This window comes from Acetobacter sicerae (assembly GCF_011516765.1).
In the GTDB taxonomy this organism is placed as follows: Bacteria; Pseudomonadota; Alphaproteobacteria; order Acetobacterales; family Acetobacteraceae; genus Acetobacter; species Acetobacter sicerae.
Genome location: NZ_JAAABN010000002.1, coordinates 280,412 through 301,248, shown reverse-complemented (window position 1 = coordinate 301,248; position 20,837 = coordinate 280,412). Strand labels below are relative to the sequence as shown.

Annotated in this window: 16 protein-coding genes; 3 read left to right on the top strand and 13 right to left on the bottom strand. The window is 58.1% G+C overall.

Annotation, left to right across the window (positions count from 1 at the left end):
• Positions 1 to 40: 40 nt before the first annotated feature.
• From GVI59_RS03880 to GVI59_RS03850, 7 genes are all read right to left on the bottom strand, one after another.
• A complete protein-coding gene (locus GVI59_RS03880; RefSeq protein ID WP_010665997.1) occupies positions 41 to 451 on the bottom strand; it encodes a hypothetical protein in 411 nt (136 codons plus the stop codon).
• 10 nt (positions 452 to 461) lie between these two features.
• A complete protein-coding gene (locus tag GVI59_RS03875) occupies positions 462 to 1,883 on the bottom strand; it encodes a glycine-rich domain-containing protein (protein ID WP_173572978.1) in 1,422 nt (473 codons plus the stop codon).
• Between the two features lie 13 nt (positions 1,884 to 1,896).
• Positions 1,897 to 2,106, bottom strand: coding sequence for a helix-turn-helix domain-containing protein (locus tag GVI59_RS03870; RefSeq protein ID WP_173572763.1), 210 nt, complete (start codon positions 2,104 to 2,106; stop codon positions 1,897 to 1,899).
• Between the two features lie 241 nt (positions 2,107 to 2,347).
• Positions 2,348 to 3,103, bottom strand: a complete 756-nt coding sequence (locus tag GVI59_RS03865; RefSeq protein ID WP_173572977.1) for an ATP12 family chaperone protein — start codon at positions 3,101 to 3,103, stop codon at positions 2,348 to 2,350.
• Positions 3,100 to 5,268, bottom strand: coding sequence for an AsmA family protein (locus GVI59_RS03860; RefSeq protein ID WP_242012925.1), 2,169 nt, complete (start codon positions 5,266 to 5,268; stop codon positions 3,100 to 3,102). The genes GVI59_RS03865 and GVI59_RS03860 overlap by 4 nt, the downstream gene beginning before the upstream one ends.
• Before the next feature lie 2 nt (positions 5,269 to 5,270).
• Complete coding sequence (locus GVI59_RS03855; protein WP_173572975.1) at positions 5,271 to 6,245, bottom strand: RluA family pseudouridine synthase; 975 nt, start codon at positions 6,243 to 6,245, stop codon at positions 5,271 to 5,273.
• Positions 6,246 to 6,258: 13 nt separating this feature from the next.
• Complete coding sequence (locus GVI59_RS03850) at positions 6,259 to 7,647, bottom strand: replication-associated recombination protein A (protein WP_173572974.1); 1,389 nt, start codon at positions 7,645 to 7,647, stop codon at positions 6,259 to 6,261.
• 149 nt (positions 7,648 to 7,796) lie between these two features.
• On the opposite strand from GVI59_RS03850, the gene GVI59_RS03845 reads away from it, so the two are divergent.
• Complete coding sequence (locus GVI59_RS03845) at positions 7,797 to 8,126, top strand: DMT family transporter (RefSeq protein WP_173572973.1); 330 nt, start codon at positions 7,797 to 7,799, stop codon at positions 8,124 to 8,126.
• Between the two features lie 199 nt (positions 8,127 to 8,325).
• Here GVI59_RS03845 and GVI59_RS03840 read toward each other — a convergent pair whose 3' ends face one another.
• The 4 genes from GVI59_RS03840 to GVI59_RS03825 form a co-directional block, all read right to left on the bottom strand.
• Positions 8,326 to 8,613: a hypothetical protein gene (locus GVI59_RS03840; protein WP_173572972.1), complete on the bottom strand. Its 288-nt coding sequence runs from the start codon at positions 8,611 to 8,613 to the stop codon at positions 8,326 to 8,328.
• A gap of 164 nt (positions 8,614 to 8,777) precedes the next feature.
• The gene (locus GVI59_RS03835; protein WP_173572971.1) at positions 8,778 to 10,184 is read right to left on the bottom strand and encodes a sugar porter family MFS transporter; all 1,407 of its coding nucleotides are present in this window, start codon (positions 10,182 to 10,184) and stop codon (positions 8,778 to 8,780) included.
• Between the two features lie 91 nt (positions 10,185 to 10,275).
• A complete protein-coding gene (locus GVI59_RS03830) occupies positions 10,276 to 12,363 on the bottom strand; it encodes an AsmA family protein (protein WP_173572970.1) in 2,088 nt (695 codons plus the stop codon).
• Positions 12,364 to 12,501: 138 nt separating this feature from the next.
• The gene (locus tag GVI59_RS03825; protein WP_173572969.1) at positions 12,502 to 13,830 is read right to left on the bottom strand and encodes an MFS transporter; all 1,329 of its coding nucleotides are present in this window, start codon (positions 13,828 to 13,830) and stop codon (positions 12,502 to 12,504) included.
• Between the two features lie 190 nt (positions 13,831 to 14,020).
• Between GVI59_RS03825 and GVI59_RS03820 the strand changes: the two genes are divergently transcribed.
• On the top strand, positions 14,021 to 16,393 hold the full coding sequence (locus GVI59_RS03820) for a glucose/quinate/shikimate family membrane-bound PQQ-dependent dehydrogenase (RefSeq protein WP_173572968.1): 2,373 nt from the start codon (positions 14,021 to 14,023) through the stop codon (positions 16,391 to 16,393).
• Between the two features lie 130 nt (positions 16,394 to 16,523).
• Here the strand turns inward: GVI59_RS03820 and GVI59_RS03815 are convergent, their stop codons facing one another.
• Entirely contained in the window at positions 16,524 to 16,877 is a 354-nt protein-coding gene (locus tag GVI59_RS03815; RefSeq protein ID WP_242012924.1) for a hypothetical protein, read from the bottom strand.
• Between the two features lie 17 nt (positions 16,878 to 16,894).
• On the opposite strand from GVI59_RS03815, the gene GVI59_RS03810 reads away from it, so the two are divergent.
• The gene (locus tag GVI59_RS03810; RefSeq protein ID WP_173572967.1) at positions 16,895 to 17,827 is read left to right on the top strand and encodes an IS5 family transposase; all 933 of its coding nucleotides are present in this window, start codon (positions 16,895 to 16,897) and stop codon (positions 17,825 to 17,827) included.
• A 1,433-nt stretch (positions 17,828 to 19,260) separates the two neighbouring features.
• Here the strand turns inward: GVI59_RS03810 and fumC are convergent.
• On the bottom strand, positions 19,261 to 20,706 hold the full coding sequence (fumC, locus tag GVI59_RS03800; RefSeq protein ID WP_173572966.1) for a class II fumarate hydratase: 1,446 nt from the start codon (positions 20,704 to 20,706) through the stop codon (positions 19,261 to 19,263).
• Positions 20,707 to 20,837 lie beyond the last annotated feature (131 nt).

The window sequence follows — 20,837 nt, the reverse complement described above, 5'->3', positions numbered from 1 at the left end:
CCCATGCAGCGGAGAAATGTCCCGCTGCATGGGCGTAAGATCAGTAGCGTCCGTCAACCAGCGTTACGTCCTGACCGACGAACACCGTGCCGCCAGCGGCCGTGCGTCCAATGGCTGCGCCATCCTGCCAGGTCTGTGTACGATCCAGCAGAAGAGTGACTTCGGGGACAGGCAGCAGGATGGAAGCATTCTTACCTGTGTTGTCCCAGTGGGAGAATTCCCAATAAACGATCGGTCCGTCATTGCCGCTATCCGATGTGAACAGTCCGATACCGGCACAGACAGGGTAGGTCGCCTGAGGCGCCGGAAAGACCAGATCGACTTCCGGGCGTGTTTCACTGCCGCCGCCCAGGGCCATGAAATTCACGGGAACCCGATCGTAACCGGCAAGAGTCAGCTCGGTCCATCCGGGAAGCATGAGACCTGCCCAGCCTTCAAAAAAATAGTTCATATATAATGCCTTATCCATATTGTGTGACGGTGAGCCAGGATGGGCCGCCATCACCGCCGTTTTTGTAAGTGCCACCTGGGGCCACACAGGAGCCGGAGCCCCCGCCGCCGGGGTCGCCGGGTTTACCGGTCTCTCCCGAACCTGATTCCCAGCCGCCTGCGTAATAGGGCGCACGGGCGCCGCCCGCGCCGCCATATCCGAAGAAGTAATTTTCCGAGACACCGGAGACGTGTCCTGAAAATCCGCTCTGGCCTGTTGCGTTGTTCAGAACCGTAATGCCGGTTGCGGTGGTGACCTGAACAGAACCGCCCGCGCCCGCGCCACCGATGATGGCGACACCACCGCCCTGCGCGACAAGGCCGCCGAAACCGCCCGTCACGACTACCATGTTCCCGAAGGCCGCCGATCCTCCTGCATTGCCGGTCATGGCGGTTGAGGAGGACTGTCCACCGCGGCCACCGGCTCCCAGTGTTGCGGTGACAGGCCACTGGATTTTCGAGACATCGACCATGAAGCGGCAATATCCACCAGCGCCACCGCCGCCACCGGTCCCTCCCTGAGAGGAAGAGCATGTTGGAACGCCGCCACCACCGCCGCCACCGCCGCTGAGTTCGACAATCAGAAACTTTGTTCTGGATTCAATGGAAATCTGCAGGACGTTGTAACCGCCGGCAGTAGCGGTCGGTCCAAAATAAATGTCGCTTTGAAGAAGGTTCCCAGCCGACCAGTTTGTGATGAATGCTGTTGTTGCAAGCAGGTTTGATGAGTCTCCAGCCGCCGGAGTTGGGGCGGTCGGGGTGCCGATAAAGGCCGGGGAGTCTTTTGGTGCGAGCGCTGGGATCTTGGGATAAAAAAGACTGTCATTATCAAGAGAAATCATGGACTGCGTAACGCTTGTCGCATTCGCAGGCAGATCAATGCGCCAGAGCGCAATGGCGTTTGCCGGAGGCGTCGTGGTGGAAATGTTCAGCGTAGCCACCGCTGTTCTCTGGGTGGGTTGCGCGGTCCCTGTATCGTCTTCGCCCGAGAGCGTTTTGGTGTTGTCGGCAGCATCCAGATAACGCAGCATCGTCGAGCCGGTATCGCTGAGGCCGACTGTGGCGTAAATATAGTAAGTCTGTGCCGCAGTTGATTCTGTCAGAGTAAAACTTGTCGCTGCCGCCGTGTATTGGCGCATGATGATGGTGCTGTCAGCAGAAAGCGTGCCGTAAGTAGTTGAATCCGCTGTAGCGCCTTCATTGATCTGGCCGCTGGCGACATTAACCACCAGATCCGAGCCAGAGCAGGTAGCGGCAAGACCGCTTGCAAAGGGGCCGGGTCCGCCCATGGTCATTGCAACAGCCTGACCAATGGCGCGTTCAGTATTTCGCTGCGAGATCAGAGTATCAGTATCGGCAATGACCTGAGCAGGATAAACGATCACACGATCCATGTGTGTGTTCTCCTCAGACTGATGCCTGCGATTTGTAATCCGGCAGTTTGTTGAAATATTTATTGGCAGACTCAGTGGAAACCAGTGTTCTTCCACCAAGTTTTTTGGCTTTGATGTGTCCTTCGGCGAGAAGTTTGTAGCAATATGTGCGGCCAATTCCATAAATCTTGCAGGTATTGCTAATGTTCATAAACTTTAATTCGTTTAGTTTGTCTTTATTCACTTATGAAATCCTTTTTGAACGCAAACATATGCTAGCAAACCCAGAAAGAATATGCTGTGTCCCAAGATGTTCGCGCCATCAAAAAGAGATGTTCGTATGCGGTTTGATGGAATCAGTCTGATATGAACAGATCAGATTTTACAGATTTCAGCCTGAACGGGACAAAGTCGAAAAAGACTTCGTCCCGATATCACTAAGAAAATAAACGTCTTTTACAGAAATGGATTTTCATGCAGCAAAATCATCTGTTCTCTGCGAGAGAAACAAACCGGGCTGCGTCCGTCACGTCCGCGCTCATTGTCGCAATACGGTCCAGATGCGCGACGTCCTCGCCCCAGCGCTCCATCTGTGCCCGCTCATCCAGTGTGGCGATATTGACGGCGCGCTCGGCGTCCAGACAGCCATCAATCACAGCCAGTCCCAGCGTCAGACTGCCAAGCGCAGGAACGCAGACACCGAGTGCGGCCAGAACGGCATCGCTACGTTCTGACAGAACCTGTTTCAGTTTTTCCAGAGAGGCTGGCGGTTGAGGAACAGGCATCAGACCATGCGTCACGGTCAGCGTGACGCCATAGGTCTCCCGCAGCCAGTCCAGCCACGGCTGCCACAATTCTTCCTGTCTGGAACCCAGAGGATCGGAAGCTTCCGCGCGATAGCAGAGCAGATCATGCTCACCGTAACCGGCCAGCGTATCGACAGAATGCTGGCGGTCAGGTGTGACGCGCTCGATCATGGTGCCCGCAATACGGGTCAGTGGAAGGTCTTCTGCCGCAAAACGTTTTTGCGGATCATCCATGCCCGCAGCCTGCCATTCGGCGGCCAATGCTTCGGCCAGTGTGCGGGACTGCACCTGCAGAACCGCACGCCCCGGCAGCCTCACCGGTTTGCCATCCAGCAGAACGGCAAAACCGTTGTCCGCAGGTTCTACTCTCGCCTGCGTCCAGAAGCGCTTGCGCGGCGCAGGACCATCCGCCGAGAACTTCTTCTTCTCGCTCATCGCAGGAGGCCTTTCAGCATATTCATGATGCCGCCTGCCTTGTTGGCCGGTGGTGGCGCGGCAGCGGGACCGGGGGCTCCTTCCCGTGCCGTGGCCAGCAGGTCGGGGCATTGATCGCCTGTGTCACCCGCGCCCCCGATCGAGATGGCGAAACGACCATCCGCGCCGGGTTCAAGACGCGGCTGGGGCGTATCCACTGTGCCGGTCACCGCAACCGGAGACGAGGCAGCAGCGCCGCCTACACCGATCCGTGGCGAAAGATGAAGATCAAGCGCCCCATTGGTGAGTTTGACGGTGCCATGACCCGTCAGAGACAGCAGATCGGCTTCCAGCCCCAGTCGTCCGATCGTCGCCAGACCATCGGTAAGCTGCATGTGAGCGCCGAAACACCGGAGTGCGAGCGTGCCGCGCATGGGGATATTTCGCCCGAGAATGGCCTCGAGAGCCTTGCCGTCCACGCGCCCGCCAACCATCGACAGACCGACATGGCCTGTCGCGGTCTGCTCCCATTCATCAAGTCCGGACCCATCGGCTGTGACAGTGCCAACGACCTGCATGGAGCCGTTCACAAGGGGAGGCATGCCGGTCGAGGTCTGCATCATCTGGGTAGGGAGAACAAAGGGGGCAGCGGTGATGGTCAGATGCGGCGTCGCGCCGGAGGCGTCATAGACGATCTGCCCGGACTGGGCGATGCCCTGGGTGTTGCCCGTTCCATTGCCATGCAGCGGATCGACAGTCAGTTTTTCTCCGCTGATCACCACATGCGCGGTGAGGGATTCCCATGCGACGGACTGCCAGCTCATTCTCTGCGCGCCAACATCCAGCGTTGCCTCGGATGTCTTGAGCAGAGACGCCGGATCAGCCTTTTCCAGCACGCTCAGAGGCGCGGAACTGGTCATGTGGCCATCGACCTTGAGCCCCTGAAAGCTCGGCTTGCCCGCGCCAAATGTCAGCGTGGGAAGGGCTCCATGAACGTCGAGCGAGGTCTTGCCGCCTCCAGCAACACCATCCACGGTGATGGAAGAGCCACCTTCACCCAGTGACAACGTCACGGGCATGGGCGCGGTGTCAGGGGAGCGGAGCGCCTGCGTGGTCTGGGCCAGCGTGCCGAGAGTTCCATGGACCGTGACAGGCTGCGTATCCAGCTGGCCATTCATGGAGATGGCGACGCGCTGGTCGTTATCGTCAGCATCGAGAGTGATGGTGCTGGCTTTGAGACCGGTCATCAGACGGTCGAGGCTGGCTGGTCCGGTGCGTAGGTGCAGCATCCGCAAGGAGGGCGTGCGCCCGCTGCCGGTCACGCCTGCCTGTAGGGAAACCGACGTTACGTCCGGCAGGCCGGCATTGGGGAAAACCGTTTCCAGATCACGTAACTGACTGATCGTGCCGTTGATCTGGATATCGTAACCCGCATCGTGCAGAGGGTCGGCGACCACGCCGCCAATCTGAATCTGTCCCGCCTTGCGTTTGTCTGCTGACAGGGTCGCGGTCAGGTTGAGTGGCCAGGGCTGCCCGTCAATCGGGGGCAGGGGACCGGTCGTCCCGTTGACAGTGAAGCTGCCGTTGCCGTGATGACCGCGCACATCGATTTTGGCCATTGTGCCGTCAAGACCGGTCAGATCGGCGCGATCAAGATCGGCCGTGCCGGTGACATGGTTGCGCTCATCGTTCCAGGAAGCCGCTCCATCCCTGAGATGGAGCGCTGCGAGCGCGAGATTCCAATGCTGATGACCGCCCGAAGCTGCGCCATCGTCAGCGCCGCCGGAAGAGGCGGGGGGCGTCATAATCCAGTTGGCAGTGCCGTCAGACGTGCGCTCAAGCGTCAGATGCGGGTCCGAAAGACTCACATCGTCCAGCACGACCCGATGATGGAACAGTGGGGAAATCGCCAGTCGCGCCCGCACTTCATTGGCGGTGAACATTTCCCTGTTCGCGCTGCCGGGCGTGTTGGACAGTCCAACACCCTGCGCACTGATCCAAGGGTAGGGCAGAAGCCAGATATGCAGCGAATCAATACGGAGCGTCCGGCCTGTCTGATGCTCGACGGCCTCGACAAGGCGTGTCCGCATCCAGTCCGCGTCCATGAACGCGGAGGCCAGAACCGTGCCGCCCAGCAGCACGGCGAGACCGCCGACACCAAGGCCAAGCTTCGTCTTGAATTTCATGCTCATCTCCTGCGGGGAGCCGGGGTTGAGCCGGCGGTAAAGCCGAGCGCTCTGAAAGTTTCTTTCATGTGTGGCGGCAGTTCGGCGCTGACTTCCAGCCAGCCGCCTGCCGGGTGAGGCAGAACAAGGCTGCGGGCATGCAGATGCAGACGATCGGTGAAACCGTCCACATGCGCCTTGTCGCCACCATATTTCGGATCGCCAAGGATCGGCGTGCCAAGCGATTCACAATGAACACGGAGCTGATGGGTGCGTCCGGTGAGGGGCGAGAGCCCCAGCCATGAGAACTTGCGCGCCGCGGAGTCCAGCACCTCGTAATCGGTGCGGGCTGACTGCGCGTCCTCGTCGTTACGGTCGGCGGCAATGGTGATCGAACCCGGTCCGGCCCCGAGACGGGCGAGCGGCTGGTCGATCTCACCCGACATCGGGTCAGGACGCCCGACGACGACAGCCCAGTAGGTCTTCTTCACGTCACGTCCGCGGAAGGCCGCCGCCAGTTTTGCAGCGACGCCCGGCGTGCGGGCCAGCAGCAGCAGGCCAGAGGTATCGCGGTCGATACGGTGGACGAGGCGGGGGCGTGGGTCATCACCCTCACGCAGCCCGTCCAGCATCATGTCCACATGCTGCGTGATGCCGGGACCGCCCTGCGTCGCCAGACCGGACGGCTTGTTCAGCACGATGATCTGCGGGTCCGAATAGATCACCATCTTCCGGATTTCGCTGGCCAGCTTCGGGTTCAGCGCTTTCGGCACATCGCGGGACGGCTTCGCAGCTATGGGAATGGGCGGCACCCGCACGGACTGCCCCGGCACGAGCCGCGTATTGGCTTCAACGCGCTTGCCATCCACACGGATCTGTCCCGTGCGGCAGAGCTTCTGCAACGCGCCCTGCGTCAGATGGGGGTAATGGCGACGGAAATACCGGTCGAGGCGAATGTCCGCTTCATCTTCACTGACCGTCAACATGGTCACACTCATACTCTTCCGCGCCTCACTCTTGCTTGCCCTGTTTTGCGCGGCTTGCCCTTATTCCGGCCCATGTGTCCAGCCTGCGACGCACTTCCCGTTCAAAGCCGAGCCCTTTCGGGTTGTAGAAATTCTGCCGTTTCATGTCGTCCGGGAAGTAGTTCTGGCCGGAGAAACTTTCTTCCGTGTCGTGGTCGTACTGATACCCATCTCCGTAGCCGATCTCTTTCATGAGCTTGGTCGGCGCATTGAGAATGTGGGCCGGAGGCATCAGGCTGCCGGTTACTTTCGCCGCCCGTCGTGCTGCGCCATAGGCCTTGTAGACGGCGTTTGATTTTGGCGCCGTGCCAAGATGCACGACAAGCTGCGCCAGAGCCAGTTCACCCTCCGGAGAACCCAGTCGCTCGTACGTCTCCCATGCCGCAATGGCAAGAGGCAGGGCGGACGGATCGGCCATGCCGACATCCTCGGCCGCGAAACGTGTCAGGCGGCGGGCGATGTAGCGCGGATCTTCGCCGCCTTCCAGCATCCGCGCGAACCAGTAGAGCGCCGCGTCAGGATCGGAACCGCGCAGGGACTTATGCAGCGCGGAGATGAGATTGTAGTGCTCTTCCCGGTCCTTGTCGTACAGCACGGCGCGCTTGGCCAGAATGCGAGCCAGTTCCTGCGGATCGAGCGGTTTTTCCGTTTTCAGGCTGAGGATCTGCTCGACCATGTTCAGCAGGTAACGACCGTCGCCATCCGCCATGGCGCGCAGGGTGGCGCGTGCGGATTCGGTCAGCGGCAGGGTGCGTCTGGTTTCTTCCTCCGCCCGGACCAGAAGGGCTTCCAGCGCCGGATCGTCCAGACGACGCAGCACCATGACCTGACAGCGCGACAGCAGCGCTGAGTTCAGGGCGAAGGACGGATTTTCCGTGGTCGCCCCGACCAGCACGACCGTGCCGTTCTCCACCACAGGCAGGAAGCCGTCCTGCTGGGCGCGGTTGAAGCGGTGGATTTCGTCCACGAACAGCAGGGTGCCACGCCCGGATTCCGCAAAGCGTCGCGCCTCATCAAAAGCTTTCTTCAGGTCGGCGACGCCGGAGAAGACGGCGGAAAGCTGTACGAAGCGCAGATTGGCGGCTTTGGCGAGCAGGCGCGCGATCGTAGTCTTGCCGACACCGGGACCACCCCAGAGAATGAGGCTGGCCAGCGTGCCGCGTTCCAGCATCAGCGTCAGAGCGCCGGTCGGACCAAGCAGTTGCTGTTGCCCCACCACATCGTCCAGCGTGGTCGGGCGTAGCCTGTCGGCAAGAGGCTGTGTAGGGGCGTGCCCGCGGCCTGAATGGGTGCTTTCCGATCCGGTGGTGTCCGCGACACTGCCGCCGAACAGGTCATTGCCTGATGCGGGTGGGGTCTCACGCCGCGCTGTCATGACTGGTCTCCCTGTCGTTCATCCTTCGTTCATAGCGCGGCTGGCGTCCGGATGCGACCTTGTGCGCTGGTTATTTGGAGCGGGGCTGGTCGAGTATCTCACCAGAAGGCATGATCGTTGCAGAGCCAAATGATGGAGCAGGACGGTTCATGCCATATTTTCAGCTGATCATTGCGATCTGCGCCGAAGTGCTTGCGACCTCCTGCCTGAAGGCGGCTGAAGGGTTCAGTCGGCCCATCCCGTCGCTGGTGACGCTGGTCGGGTATGGAATAGCGTTTTATTTCCTATCACTTGCATTGCAAACGATCCCCACTGGTACGACCTATGCCATCTGGTCCGGTGTAGGCGTAGTGCTGGTCACGGTGATTGCGTGGGTGGTGCAGGGACAGAAACTCGATGCAGCAGGTCTGATCGGCATGGGGCTGATCGTTGCTGGTGTTCTGGTGATCAACCTGTTTTCAAAAAACTCAGCACACTGATTGCTTCCGGTTTCCTGGAGGAAGATCCGTGTTATTTTATATGTATAAAAATCGCAGCGAAAAATAAGTTATACTGTCGTTTTTTAATATAATTTTTGTAAAAAGCGTGCGGTGCAGGCACGAAATAGCGGATGTAGTCAGGATATCCGGCTGATCGGAGCCCGCAGATCATGCTGCGCGCTCCGACTTTTCTGTCTGATCAGACAACCGTGTGATTAACCCACTCGTTTTCGTAGTGGTAATCAGGCGCCAGAGTGCCGCCGAGAGACTGGCCAATGCCAACCAGCAGCTTGGATGTGCCATAGAAAAATGCGTCAACAGCCTGGTGAACCGGTGCGATCAGGAGTGTGCCGTAATAGACAGCCGGTGCAGCAGCGTCTGCCAGAGTGTTGGCGACATTGCTGAAACCGATCAGCGCATTACCAATATCGGAACCAATGGTGCCGCCGGATACGGTGTCCAGTTCGAGGGAGGAAAGCTCTCTCATGTTGTCTTCCTTTTGATGTTACGGAGACGAGATGGAGTCAATTATTAGTTAATGTCCCCGAAAATAATATCTGGGATAAATAATAAATTCAGTCAATTATTCAATAATATGTATTTTATTTACACATAAATACTGATTATTATTTATTTTATATATTGGTTTTTTTACTGTCCTGCATCCCGAAGACGTACACCGGAGTTGATGCGGTCTTCAATATCTTCCAGTGAACACCCTTTGGTTTCAGGCACAAACATCAGACCCACGACAAAGAACAGCGCGTTGAAGCCGGCGAGGCACCAGAAGACGCCAAAGTCACCAATCACGCTCATGCTCGAGAGAAAGATATTACTGATCAGCCAGTTGGCGACCCAGCTTGCCAGGGTAGAGCACGACACGGCGAATGTGCGTCCACGCAGAGGCTGTACCTCGGAGCCGATGATCCACGGCAGCGGTCCCTGACCGACGGCAAAGGCCGCGATGAACAGAATCAGGAAGCCCATCGCAATCATGCTGGCCATCATGGAGGTCGCGCCTGTCCAGAGCAGCGTGCCGAACCCGAGCATGGCGATGGCGGAGAAGAATGTGCTGATGCTCAGAAGAAGACGCCGTCCCCAGCGGTCCATGAGAGCGACCGCCACGAAAGTCGCCGCTGTATTCACAACGCCGATGATCGTCGTGCACCACACGGAACTCGACGTATTGAAGCCCATGTGATTCAGAACGGTCGGGGCGTAATACATCAGTACGTTGATGCCGGAAAACTGCTGCAGCACCTGTAGGGCGATGCCAAGCACGAAGGTGCGCCGGAAATTGGGGTTTGAAATCAGCAGAGCCGCGCCAGCGGACTCCTCGCGTCCAAGCTGTCGATCGATACGTGAGAGTTCCGCATCGGCTTCTTCCGCCGTCTCCCTCACGCGCAGCAGAACGTCCCGCGCTTCCTGACGACGCCCCTTGGTCAGAAGCCAGCGCGGGGAATAGGGCAGGAGCAGGGTGGTCGCAAGAAACAGTACCGTCGGCACACTGAGCACGCCGAACATGATCCGCCAGTGTCCGCCCGGAGTAAGAAGGCTGTCAGACGTGAAAGCCAGCAGAATCCCGATGGTGATCATCAGTTGGTAGGAGGAGATCATCGCGCCGCGTCGGTCCTGAGAGGCGATTTCGGCGATGTAGAGAGGGGCGGCAAAAGCGGCCAGTCCCACGCCCAGCCCGAGGCAGGCGCGGCCAGCAATCATCATGCTGACACTGGTGGCCAAAGCACAGAGAGCCGTTCCGCTCAGAAACAGCCCGCCTGCGACCAGCAGAGTGCCTTTGCGTCCCCATTTGTCAGCAACAAAGACTGCGAGCACCGACCCGAAAGCCGCCGCCAGCATGAGGGAAGAAACAATCCATTCCGTCGTGCGGTCGTCGGTCTGGAATTCCTCACGGATAAATCCGAGAGCCCCTGCGATGACTCCGGTGTCGAGCCCGAACATGAGACCCGCGAGACCAGCGGCCAGTGCGAGAAAGAACGTGGTGCGGCGCACACGCGCTGAAGCATCCTGCTGGATGGATGTCGGAGTGGAAGAAGGCATCGGGGTGTTCTGACCTCTTGTGACGCAGCAGACTTATTAAAATGTCTGTGGATAACCTTTCGTGCCACCACCCCGACAAGTCAATACACTCTTAATGTTTCAGCTTTTTCTTCCATGCAGCCTTCACTTCAGCCGGGCTCATTTTTTTACCGCTGGCCTTGGGGGCTGCCTGGGCATTGCCCTTGGGCGCGGCATTCTCCTCCACTCCACCCGGCGCTTTCCCCGAGGCAGGATTGTCGTTCACTTCCTGCAGAGCCTTTTCACAGAGGGAGCCCTTGCCCACACCGAACTGGACTGTCGGCAGAAGAGCGAGCGGCGGGAACACAAAGCCAAGCCCGGCCGCCGCGGCGGCGCGACCGAGAATTTCCGCACCCGGCAGCACGGTTGGTGACTTCAGCGGACCTGTGATGTTGAATGCGCCCGGGAAGGACAGAATGGTGAATCCGGTCGAACGGGTCGTCAGGGAATAGTCGATCTTGTTGGTGCGGAAGTTGATGTCACCACGGCCGAGCGTGCGTGTGTCGTTCGTGCGCAGCAGCATGGAGCGGGTGCTGGCGATGCCGTTATTCAGCGGCATGTCGGTCACGAAGCACTCCACCTGAGAGTGGGACGGCAGACCAAGCGCCGACAGCACGGCCTCGCCAAGTTCCAGCCCGAGCGCCGCAGGAATGAGCGCCGAGATTTCGCCGCCTTTCACAAGAACGAGCGTGAGGCCACCATTACCGTTCGCCATAAGGGACGCGATCGAGTTGCCAGTGGAGTTCAGGCTGAAACGGCCGCCAATGACGCCGCCCTGCGCGCTGGTCCCGGTGGCGGTGCGCATGATGTGCGCCAGATCGATACGGGAGAAATCCACTTTGGCTTTGACGGCGAAGTTCTTGTCATTCACCGGTTTCAATGTCGCGCTGCTGGCCAGTGTGCCGGTGCCGACACCGAAGTTCAGCTTCTTCACATCGATTTCGCCGTCCTGGACCGTGAATTCGGCGTCGATATCATCCAGAGGAAGCTGCCTGTTCTGGATGTGCTCACCTTTATAGGTGACGTGGGCGTTGATCGCGCGCAGCTTCGGCACGTTGATCGGCGTGTCCGGCAGGACATTCGGGTCCTTCGCGTCCACTTTTTTCTCTGAAGCGGTCTTCTCTCCCGGCTTCGCTCCGATAAAGCCACCCAGATCCTGAATGTCCACTCGACGTGACCGGAGCGACGCCTCGACAAACGGCACAGTCTGATGCGGATCGACGGTGATGGTGCCGCTCAGATCGCTGGAACCCATGTGCCCGGTGAAGCTTCTGAATGCGATATGCTGCTGGTCGTAATCCAGTTTGCCGCGAATATCATAGGACGGCGTCTGCGGAATTGGCACGCCGGTCAGCGGGTAGAGCAGGGACATATCCGGTCCGGACAGATGCAGGACAAGCTGTGTTCCTTCAAAAGCCAGCGGATTGTTCACGGTGCCTTTGAGCGTTACCCGGGTGGGGCCGTTTTTCACTTCCAGATTGACAGGGTAGGGCGTCTTGACGTTCTGCAGGGACAGAAGCGCTCCGCCGATAAAATGACCAACGATCGGCTGCCCGGCATATCGCCCGGTCGTATCCATGACGATCGTCCCGCGATTGGTGGCGGAGGTCGGTGGCGTCGTATGCAGTTGTGAGATCATGTCCGCCCGAAGCTTCTGATCCCGGAGGCGCAGATGGCCGTCACGGATATCGAACTCTTCAATGTCGGGAAGGGTGATCGCACCGTTTTTCTTGTCGTCTTCGGTTTTCTTGCTGTCGGAAGCGAACGTGTAGTTGTTGCTACCATCCTGACGCCGCTGAATGTCCGCTCTGGGGGTATCGACCGCAATGCGGGGCAGTTCCGTCCTGCCGTGGAGAAGCGCCAGCAGACGAATTCTGACAAGCAGATGGTCTGCTGTAAAAAACGGCGTGGTTTCGGATTTGAAATTGTCAGGCTGCTCGATCCTGACGCCATCAATCCGGACCTTCGGCACAAAGCCGACACTGACATGCAGATGCTCGATGGTGGTCTTGCGGCCAAGGAGCGCGGTTACCTGTCGATTGACCAGAGGCACAAACCAGTCCCACGACCAGAATGCGATGAGCAGAAGAATCAGCACGACCGGGGTGCCGAGGCCGATGAACAGTTTTCTGTGACGGCTGAACAGGGAATGACCGGTCATGGGAGTCCGTAAAGGCTGTGAAATGGGGTGTCGGGCAAAGCAGAACACAATGTTTGTGTCAGTTTAACGCACATTCTGTGTTCGGGTTCGCCCTGAAGAAGCCCGATGGTTTTACAGCTCAAGCCATTACGGAAAACATCATACAGGCAAAGCTTCTGACGGCATCTGGCGTTGCCTGTGGTTGTTCATCAGCCACAATCCTGCACAGCCGGCCACCGCGGCGAGCGTAACGTAAAACGCTGGAGCGAGTGGCGTATAAGGTGTGATTGCAGAGATGATGGCCGGAGTCAGTCCGCCAAAAAGCGCGTAGGCGATGTTGTAGGCCAGCGAAACGCCGGAAAACCGCACCATCGGCGGGAAGGCGCGCAGCATGCCGACGGGAACCAGTCCCACAAAACCGCAGCAGAGTCCGGCAAGTCCGGCCCAGACAGGTAGGGAATGGGGAAACTGGGCAGGCAGGCTGTACAGCGTAAAAGCGCCCACGGCGAGCAGCGGTCCGCACACAAGACTCATCACGCTCAGCGAGATGCTGTCGGTCAGGGCGCTCACGGAAACGACCGAGACCGTAAGACAAAGGGTGGCGACAAGGCTCGCCAGCATGGTTTCTGACGGAGGGATATGGTGCAGGGACTGCATCAGCGGTGGCATCATCAGGATCAGCACGACAATGGCCGCCGTCAGGGTCCATGTCGTCAGAACCGAGCACAGAATGGAAAAGCGGTGATCCCGCAGCAGGATGGCGGCAGGCAGGGACGAAGCTGTTTCAGCACGCTGGTGCATTTCACGGAACACGGGTGTCTCGTCCAGCCAGCGCCGCAGGATCATCGCGCCAATTCCGAAAATTCCGCCGATAATGAACGGGAGACGCCAGCCCCAGTCGCTCACGGCGGTCGGAGAAAGCACCGCGTTCAACGCCAGGATCACCAGCGACCCGAGAAGGATGCCGCCGGTCAGCCCGCCGGTGAGCAGGCCGGTCGCCAGTCCCACGCGTCCCGGCGGAGCATGTTCGGCAACGAACACCCATCCGCCCGGAGCTTCGCCGCCGATGGCCGCTCCCTGAGCCATGCGCAGGAGCAGCAGGATCAGAGGCGCGCCCGGTCCAAGCGTTTCATAGCCGGGCAGAAGACCCATCATGAGCGTGGGAAGCGCCATCAGCAGCACGCTGAAGGTGAAGACCTTCTTGCGTCCGGCGATATCGCCAAAATGCGCCATGATGATCCCGCCAAGCGGACGCGCCAGATAACCGGCGCCGAACAGTCCGAACGCTTCTGTCTGTCTGAGCCATGCCGCCTGACTGGCCGGGAAGAAATGGAGGGCGATGAGCTTGGCCAGAAATGCGAAGATCACGAAGTCATAAAATTCGAGAGCGCCGCCCAGTGACGCCAGAACCAGAATGCGAATCTGGGAAAAGGACAGGACTCTGGACGACGCTGTCGCTGCCGGAGAGAAGACTGAAGACGAAGACATGAACCGAAATCCGTGTGAGGCCAGGCGGCAGGAAAGGCAGCGCTGAACGGGTGAGGCGGCGCTTATAAGGGAAAGTTCCGACAAATCCCACCGTCGAGGTTTTTTCAACTTCCCGTTGACAACCGGGGGCCGTCTCATCTGTTTGTGCATGAACGTAATGTGTGATGGACGTCGAAAAGGCCCTGAATTTATGACAACGCGTGCTGACAGGCCCGGAGTGATACTCGTTGTCACTGTGCTCGTGACCGCCCTGCTCGGGCTGGTTCTTGCCGGTGGCGGATTGTGGCTGGCCACTCTGGGCGGGTCGCTGTTTTATGCGCCGTGTGGCGTGGCGGTGCTTCTGACCGCCTTTCTTTTGTGGAAGCGTAACGCAGCCGCGTTGTGGCTTTATACTCTCATTGTCTTCGCTACACTCATCTGGGCTGTGGTTGAAGCTGGCTTTGATTTCTGGACGCTAGCCCCGCGCGGCGATCTGATCCTTCCTCTGGGCGTGTGGCTGCTTCTGCCGTTCGTCACCCGTCAGCTGGGTCGTAGCGCGCAGGCAGCGCGCGCGCCTCTGGCCGCAGGCATTGTCACCGGTGTTGTGATCTTCGGTTACGCCCTGACGCAGGACCCGCAGGATATCGCAGGTGCCCTGCCTCAGGCGGCAGGGGAAGTTGTTCCCGGCGATGCGGGGCAGGTAGCGGATTCTGATTGGGAGGCATATGGCCGTACCCAGTTCGGTGACCGTTATTCGCCGCTCAGGCAGGTCAACGCACAGAACGTCAGGAATCTGAAAGTGGCGTGGACCTTCCGGACCCATGATCTGAAAGGTCCGAACGATCCGGGAGAAATTACGGACGAAGTCACACCGATCAAGATCAACGACACGGTCTATCTCTGCTCTCCGCACCAGAAGCTTTTCGCTCTGGATGCCGAGACCGGAAAGCAGCGCTGGATGTTCGATCCCCAGCTCAAATACAATCCTACCTTTCAGCACATGACCTGCCGTGGCGTGTCCTACGCCGAAACGGCAGACGCTACGGATGACTGCGCCAGCCGCATCTTCCTGCCGACCAACGATGGCCGTCTGTTCGCGATCAATGCGAAGACGGGCGCCCGGTGCTCCGCGTTCGGCAAGGACGGCGAGATCGACCTGACCGACGGCATGCCGATGAAGCAGCTTGGCTTCTATGAGCCGACATCGCCGCCGGTCGTGACCAGCAAGGTTGTGATCATCTCAGGCGCTGTGACCGATAACTACTCAACGCATGAGCCGTCCGGTGTGACGCGTGGATTCGATCTGCGCACGGGTCAGCTTGTCTGGGCGTTTGACGCGGGCAATCCCAACCCGAACGAACTGCCGTCCGACACTCATCAGTATGTGGCGAATTCACCCAACTCGTGGATCACCTCGTCCTACGACGCGAAGCTGAACCTGATCTATATTCCCACGGGTGTCGCCACACCGGACATCTGGGGTGGTCACCGCACGCCGGATCAGGAGCGTTATGCTTCCGGTCTGCTGGCTCTCAACGCCGACACTGGCGAGAAAGCCTGGTTCTACCAGACCGTGCATCACGATCTGTGGGACATGGACATTCCGTCCCAGCCGAGCCTTGTCGATATTCATCAGGCCGACGGCACGGTCGTTCCGGCGATCTATGCTCCGGCCAAGACCGGCAACATCTTTGTTCTCGACCGTCGCACGGGTGTACCTGTGGTGCCGGCTCCGGAGACGAAGGTTCCGCAGGGCGCTGCGCCGGGCGATCATCTTTCTCCTACGCAGCCTTACTCCGAGCTGACATTCCGTCCGAAAAACAATCTGACGGATGCGGACATGTGGGGCGCAACCATGGTGGATCAGCTCGTCTGCCGCATCATGTTCAAGTCGCTGCGTTATGAAGGACCGTTCACGCCGCCTTCCACACAGGGTACGCTCGTTTTCCCGGGCAATCTGGGCATGTTCGAGTGGGGTGGTCTTGCGGTCGATCCTGTTCGGCAGATCGCTTTCGCCAACCCGATCGCCATTCCGTTTGTCTCCCGCCTGATCCCCCGCGGTCCCAACAATCCGGCAAAACCGGCCGAGAGCGGTGCTGCATCCGGTTCGGAGCTTGGCATTCAGCCGCAGTATGGCACACCGTTCGGCGTGGAGCTGAACCCGTTCCTGTCGCCGTTCGGCGTGCCCTGCAAACAGCCGGGCTGGGGTTATGTCGCCGGTATCGATCTCAAGACGAACAAGATTGTCTGGATGCACCGCAACGGCACCACGCGTGACAGTTCGCCTCTGCCGTTCGGCTTCAAGGTTGGCATTCCGTCGCTCGGTGGACCGATCGCGACCGCAGGTGGCGTGGCGTTCCTGACCTCGACGGCTGACTATTATATCCGGGCGTATGACATGACGACCGGTCAGCAGCTGTGGGAGGACCGTCTGCCGGCTGGCGGTCAGTCTACACCGATGACCTACGAGCAGAACGGACGTCAGTTCATTGTGACGGCTGCGGGCGGACATGGATCATTTGGCACGAAGCTCGGCGATTATGTCATCGCCTATGCTCTGCCTGATGAAGCCAAAGCTCCCTGAGGAAATGAGAAAGTCGGGTCGTCTACAGATGATCCGACCTAAAAAAACGTCACACCTTGCGGTGTGACGTTTCTTATCCGGGCAGGAAAGCACCAGATGGGGGCGAGGATTATTCCTCGCCCTTTTTTTATCAGCCACAGGAATGGGTGAATGCGCCCGTCCAGTGGATCTGCTGGTTGCAATCCGAAGGCAGGGCTGCCGTTGCACAGCCGCCCGCATGCCAATGCTCGATCTGAGTGCCACAGCCACCCTTGGAAGTGGTGGTGTTAGCCCAGTTGCTCCAGTCTGATTTGCAGCCGCTATAGTGATCCTTGGCGACACAGTCCCAGAAGTTGTTGTCGTTGTGGGTGTCGCAGGAAGTCTGATGTCCGGAGCAGTCTCCGTGACCCTTCCAGGGCAGCGTTGAAGGGGTGTGGCAGGACCCGCTGTGATGATCCCACCGGCTTTGTTGCACAAACGGGAAGGATTCACCGAGCCAACCCATTCTGGTAATGGATGGGCATGAGCAAACCACCTCCCATTCGATACCGGACGACGAACTGGCGTTCGTATAATGCCGCACTGAAGCAACGAGGCTCCCTGACGGTGTGGTTTGACCCGACCATGGCCTGGAATGGGTTCCCGACGGGACGGCGCGGCCGCAGACCAGACTATAGCGATGTCGCCATCCAGACCTGTCTGACGCTGAAGGTTTTGTTTGGTATGGCCCTGAGGCAGACGACCGGTTTTGTCGAAAGTCTGCTTCGTCTGGCCGGGTTGGCGTGGTCTGTCCCGGATTTCAGCACGCTCTGTCGTCGCCAGAAATTTCTGACGGTCGACATTCCCTATCGTGGCTCGAATGAGCCTTTGCATCTTCTGATCGACAGCACAGGGATCAAGATCGAAGGAGAAGGCGAGTGGCACACGCGCAAGCATGGCGGCTCGAAACGCAGGATCTGGCGCAAGCTTCATATCGGCATCGACGAGCGAACGTTGGAAATCCGGGCTGTCGAAATCACCGGTAACGACGTTGGTGACGCACCGGTTCTGCCGGGATTGCTGGCGCAGATCCCGCACGATGAAGAGATTGGCAGCGTGACGGCTGATGGCGCCTATGACACCCGAAGCTGCCACGAGACCATTGCGGAACGAGGTGCCGATGCGATCATTCCACCCCGGCGGAATGCAAAACTGTGGCGCCCGACAACGCCTGGCGCCCGGGCCAGAAATGAGGCCATACGGGCTTCAGAACGCTTCGGGCGGGCAATCTGGCGACGCTGGAGCGGGTATCACCGCCGAAGCCGCGTCGAGACGAAAATGCACTGCATCAAACTGCTCGGCCAGCGCCTCATGGCACGAGACTTTCGCCGTCAGATCTCCGAAGTTCACGTCCGTATCGCCATACTCAATCGCTTCACCGCGCTCGGAACCCCAATCACACAGACCGTTCGGTAAACAACGACCCATCAAAGAGCTTGCCGCGTCCAATTCCCGATTTGTGCAACAAAGCCGATCCCACCATGTCGGCGTTGTGCAGCCGTCATGGTGATGATGGTGATCGCCGCCGCCATTATTGCAGCCGCCACCGCCACCGCCACCGCCAGTGTTGGTGTTGTCATCACAGGAGCTGCTGTGGTCATGTCCCGGCGGCCAGCCGCTGACGGTCGAGGAAGACAGGTTGCTGTCGGCGATCACATAATCCCCGGCCTTGTCTTCAGTGACCGTCAGGGAACCAGGCGTGTAGCCGCTTTCTACGTTGATATTGCCAAGCGTAATGGTCTGGTTGTTGCTTGTGTCAATTGTCAGCGTATAGCTGCCATTGCTGTTTTCCGAATAGCTGGCGGAAACAGGAACAATGCCGCTGGAACCATTGATGGCGAATTCAGAGTTCTCGGAAACATTGTTGAAAACAGTGTTTACGGTTGAATAGCTCTGATCGAAGACAATCATGTTCTGCGTTGACGGATCGAAATTGACAACGCCGCCCGTTCCGTTCCCCTGGGTATAGACTGTGCTTCCACCCGTCAGGTTGACGGTCATGAGGTTGTCCAGAACGACGCCAGCGCTTTCCGTGCCCAGAGTGGAATGATTCAGGTTGATCGTGCCGTCACCCGAAAGGCTCTGGGTTGTAAGCGTGACGTTGGAGCTGTCGTCGATCGTCAGGGTTCCGGAGATCTGGTTGATTCCCAGTTGAACCGGTGAAGATGTGTCGACAATAAGGCTGCCTGTGTCGAAAATCTGCAGTGCGGCTGCTGTAAAGACAGGAGCAGCTGTAGCAGACGAGGTGTCGCAGGCAGTAATCTTGAGTGTTCCGTAGTCGCCAATAGTGAGGCTGGGAACTTCAGTGGTGTAAGCGCTTCCAATGACCGCTGTAACAGGCGCTGATTCTGTCCCGGTTATGTTGACTTCATGATAATCTGTCGGCAGTTGGCCTGATTCCCAGTTTGTCGGGTCCAGAAAATCAGTTGATGTCTGTCCCGTGAAGTAGTCAGTGGCATTTTGCACCATGATAACTCTCAGCCTTTTGCTTGTTTTGTTACCGTTGGATTATCTGAAGGAATTTTTCCTCCAGTAATCTGGTGCAACTAATACAGCATTTACCTTGTTAATGAGATATTACAGATTTGTAATTTTTGAAATTAGTCTGAATATATAAAATTGAGTCCCGGATATAAATTGAAATTTTTTGAGTAAATATAAGGGTTAATAAGATTGAACAATCTGATGCATAAAAAATAAGTTCAAATTTAAATATAAAATATCATTTTTTATACGTCTCAATTTAAAAAATAAAACCCACATTCAGTCCATGAATGTGCATTCATGGACTGAATCAGATTTTTCTTAATTTTGAGATTGTTTTCTGCAGGTTTGGTGAGGGGGACCGTTCAGGCTCCTGCCAGTCCTTTGCCGACCATTTTCCTGGGATCGACATATGTGTTGAATGTCTCTTCATCCACACCGGAAGCAAGCGCCGCCTCGCGTAAGGTTTCGCCCTTTTCCATGGCGCGGTGGGCGATGGCGGCCGCCTTGTCGTAACCGACAGCGGGGCTGAGAGCTGTCACCAGCATGACCGAGTCTTCAATGTATTTCTGAAGATTTTTCTTGTCGAGCGTTGTGCCTTCAACGGAGAAGACGCGGAAATTATGGCATCCGTCAGCCAGAATTCGAATGGCGTGGAGCACGTTCGCCACAATGACCGGCCGCATGACATTGAGCTCGAGGTTGCCCTGCGCACCGGCAAAGGCGACTGCCGTGTCGTTGCCCATGACCTGCGTCGCAATCATCACCATTGCTTCGCACTGGGTCGGGTTGACCTTGCCGGGCATGATGGAGGAGCCGGGTTCATTTTCCGGAAGATGGAGTTCTCCCAGACCGCAACGGGGACCGGAACCCAGCCAGCGCATGTCGTTGGCGATCTTCATCAGCGCCACGGCAAGCCCGCGGAGACCGGCGGAGGCTCTCACCATGGCGTCCAGACCGCCCAGTGCAGCGAATTTATTGGGAGCGGTGATAAAGGGCTTATCGGTCAGTTCAGCGATTTTAGCAGCGATGGCCTTGCTGAATCCCGGCGGAGCATTCAGGCCTGTGCCGACAGCGGTCCCTCCGGCTGCAAGCTGCGCCAGTCCCGGAATGGAGGCTTTCAGGGCGTCGAGAGCATCCTCAAGCTGCTGAGCCCAGCCGGACCATTCCTGTCCGACGGTCAGCGGTACGGCATCCTGAAGATGGGTGCGACCGATCTTGACGACATCCATCCACTGATCGGATTTGCTGCGGATCGCGGCAATCAGCGCTTCAATCTGCGGAACAAGGGTATTCTCGATTTCCAGCAGCGTCACGACATGCATGGTTGTGGGGAAGGAGTCATTGCTCGACTGCCCCATATTGACGTCGTCGTTGGGGTGTACCGGTTTTTTGGAGCCGATTTCGCCCCCAAGAAGCTGGATCGCCCGGTTCGCGATGACTTCATTGGCGTTCATGTTGGTCTGTGTGCCGGACCCGGTCTGCCAGACGAAAAGCGGGAACTCGCTATCGAGCTTGCCTTCAGTGACTTCGTCAGACGCACGTACGATGGCGTCCGCTTTCCACTGAGGCAGCCTGCCATCAGCAAGATTGACGAGAGCCGCAGCCTTTTTGACGATACCATAGGCTCTGCAGAGTTCGATCGGCATGACATCCCTGCCGATCGAAAAATGAACGAGGCTCCGCTGTGTCTGGGCTCCCCAGTAATGCTGAGCGGGAACCTCTATCTTGCCCATCGAATCAGTCTCGACGCGGGTGCCCGTGGCGTTAATGCCTATGGGGGTATCGTGCATTGTAAATGTGTCGCTCATATCTGACTCCGGTAAAGGTTTTACGCAGAGTAACGATGTATGAACCCTTCGGGGTAAGGTCTCGCGAAACCGTGACATTTATATAATTTTTTCAATGTCTTCATGGATGATTTGCCGCTTTGTTACGGTCT

Coding starts and splice junctions, on each gene's coding strand:
- GVI59_RS03845 (WP_173572973.1), top strand. CDS start 7,797: ATGCCATATTTTCAGCTGATCATTGCGATCTGCGCCGAAGTGCTTGCG.
- GVI59_RS03810 (WP_173572967.1), top strand. CDS start 16,895: ATGAGCAAACCACCTCCCATTCGATACCGGACGACGAACTGGCGTTCG.
- GVI59_RS03880 (WP_010665997.1), bottom strand. CDS start 451: ATGAACTATTTTTTTGAAGGCTGGGCAGGTCTCATGCTTCCCGGATGG.
- GVI59_RS03820 (WP_173572968.1), top strand. CDS start 14,021: ATGACAACGCGTGCTGACAGGCCCGGAGTGATACTCGTTGTCACTGTG.
- GVI59_RS03855 (WP_173572975.1), bottom strand. CDS start 6,245: ATGAGTGTGACCATGTTGACGGTCAGTGAAGATGAAGCGGACATTCGC.
- GVI59_RS03850 (WP_173572974.1), bottom strand. CDS start 7,647: ATGACAGCGCGGCGTGAGACCCCACCCGCATCAGGCAATGACCTGTTC.
- GVI59_RS03875 (WP_173572978.1), bottom strand. CDS start 1,883: ATGGATCGTGTGATCGTTTATCCTGCTCAGGTCATTGCCGATACTGAT.
- GVI59_RS03815 (WP_242012924.1), bottom strand. CDS start 16,877: ATGGGTTGGCTCGGTGAATCCTTCCCGTTTGTGCAACAAAGCCGGTGG.
- GVI59_RS03835 (WP_173572971.1), bottom strand. CDS start 10,184: ATGCCTTCTTCCACTCCGACATCCATCCAGCAGGATGCTTCAGCGCGT.
- GVI59_RS03825 (WP_173572969.1), bottom strand. CDS start 13,830: ATGTCTTCGTCTTCAGTCTTCTCTCCGGCAGCGACAGCGTCGTCCAGA.
- GVI59_RS03830 (WP_173572970.1), bottom strand. CDS start 12,363: ATGACCGGTCATTCCCTGTTCAGCCGTCACAGAAAACTGTTCATCGGC.
- GVI59_RS03840 (WP_173572972.1), bottom strand. CDS start 8,613: ATGAGAGAGCTTTCCTCCCTCGAACTGGACACCGTATCCGGCGGCACC.
- GVI59_RS03865 (WP_173572977.1), bottom strand. CDS start 3,103: ATGAGCGAGAAGAAGAAGTTCTCGGCGGATGGTCCTGCGCCGCGCAAG.
- GVI59_RS03860 (WP_242012925.1), bottom strand. CDS start 5,268: ATGAAATTCAAGACGAAGCTTGGCCTTGGTGTCGGCGGTCTCGCCGTG.
- fumC (WP_173572966.1), bottom strand. CDS start 20,706: ATGAGCGACACATTTACAATGCACGATACCCCCATAGGCATTAACGCC.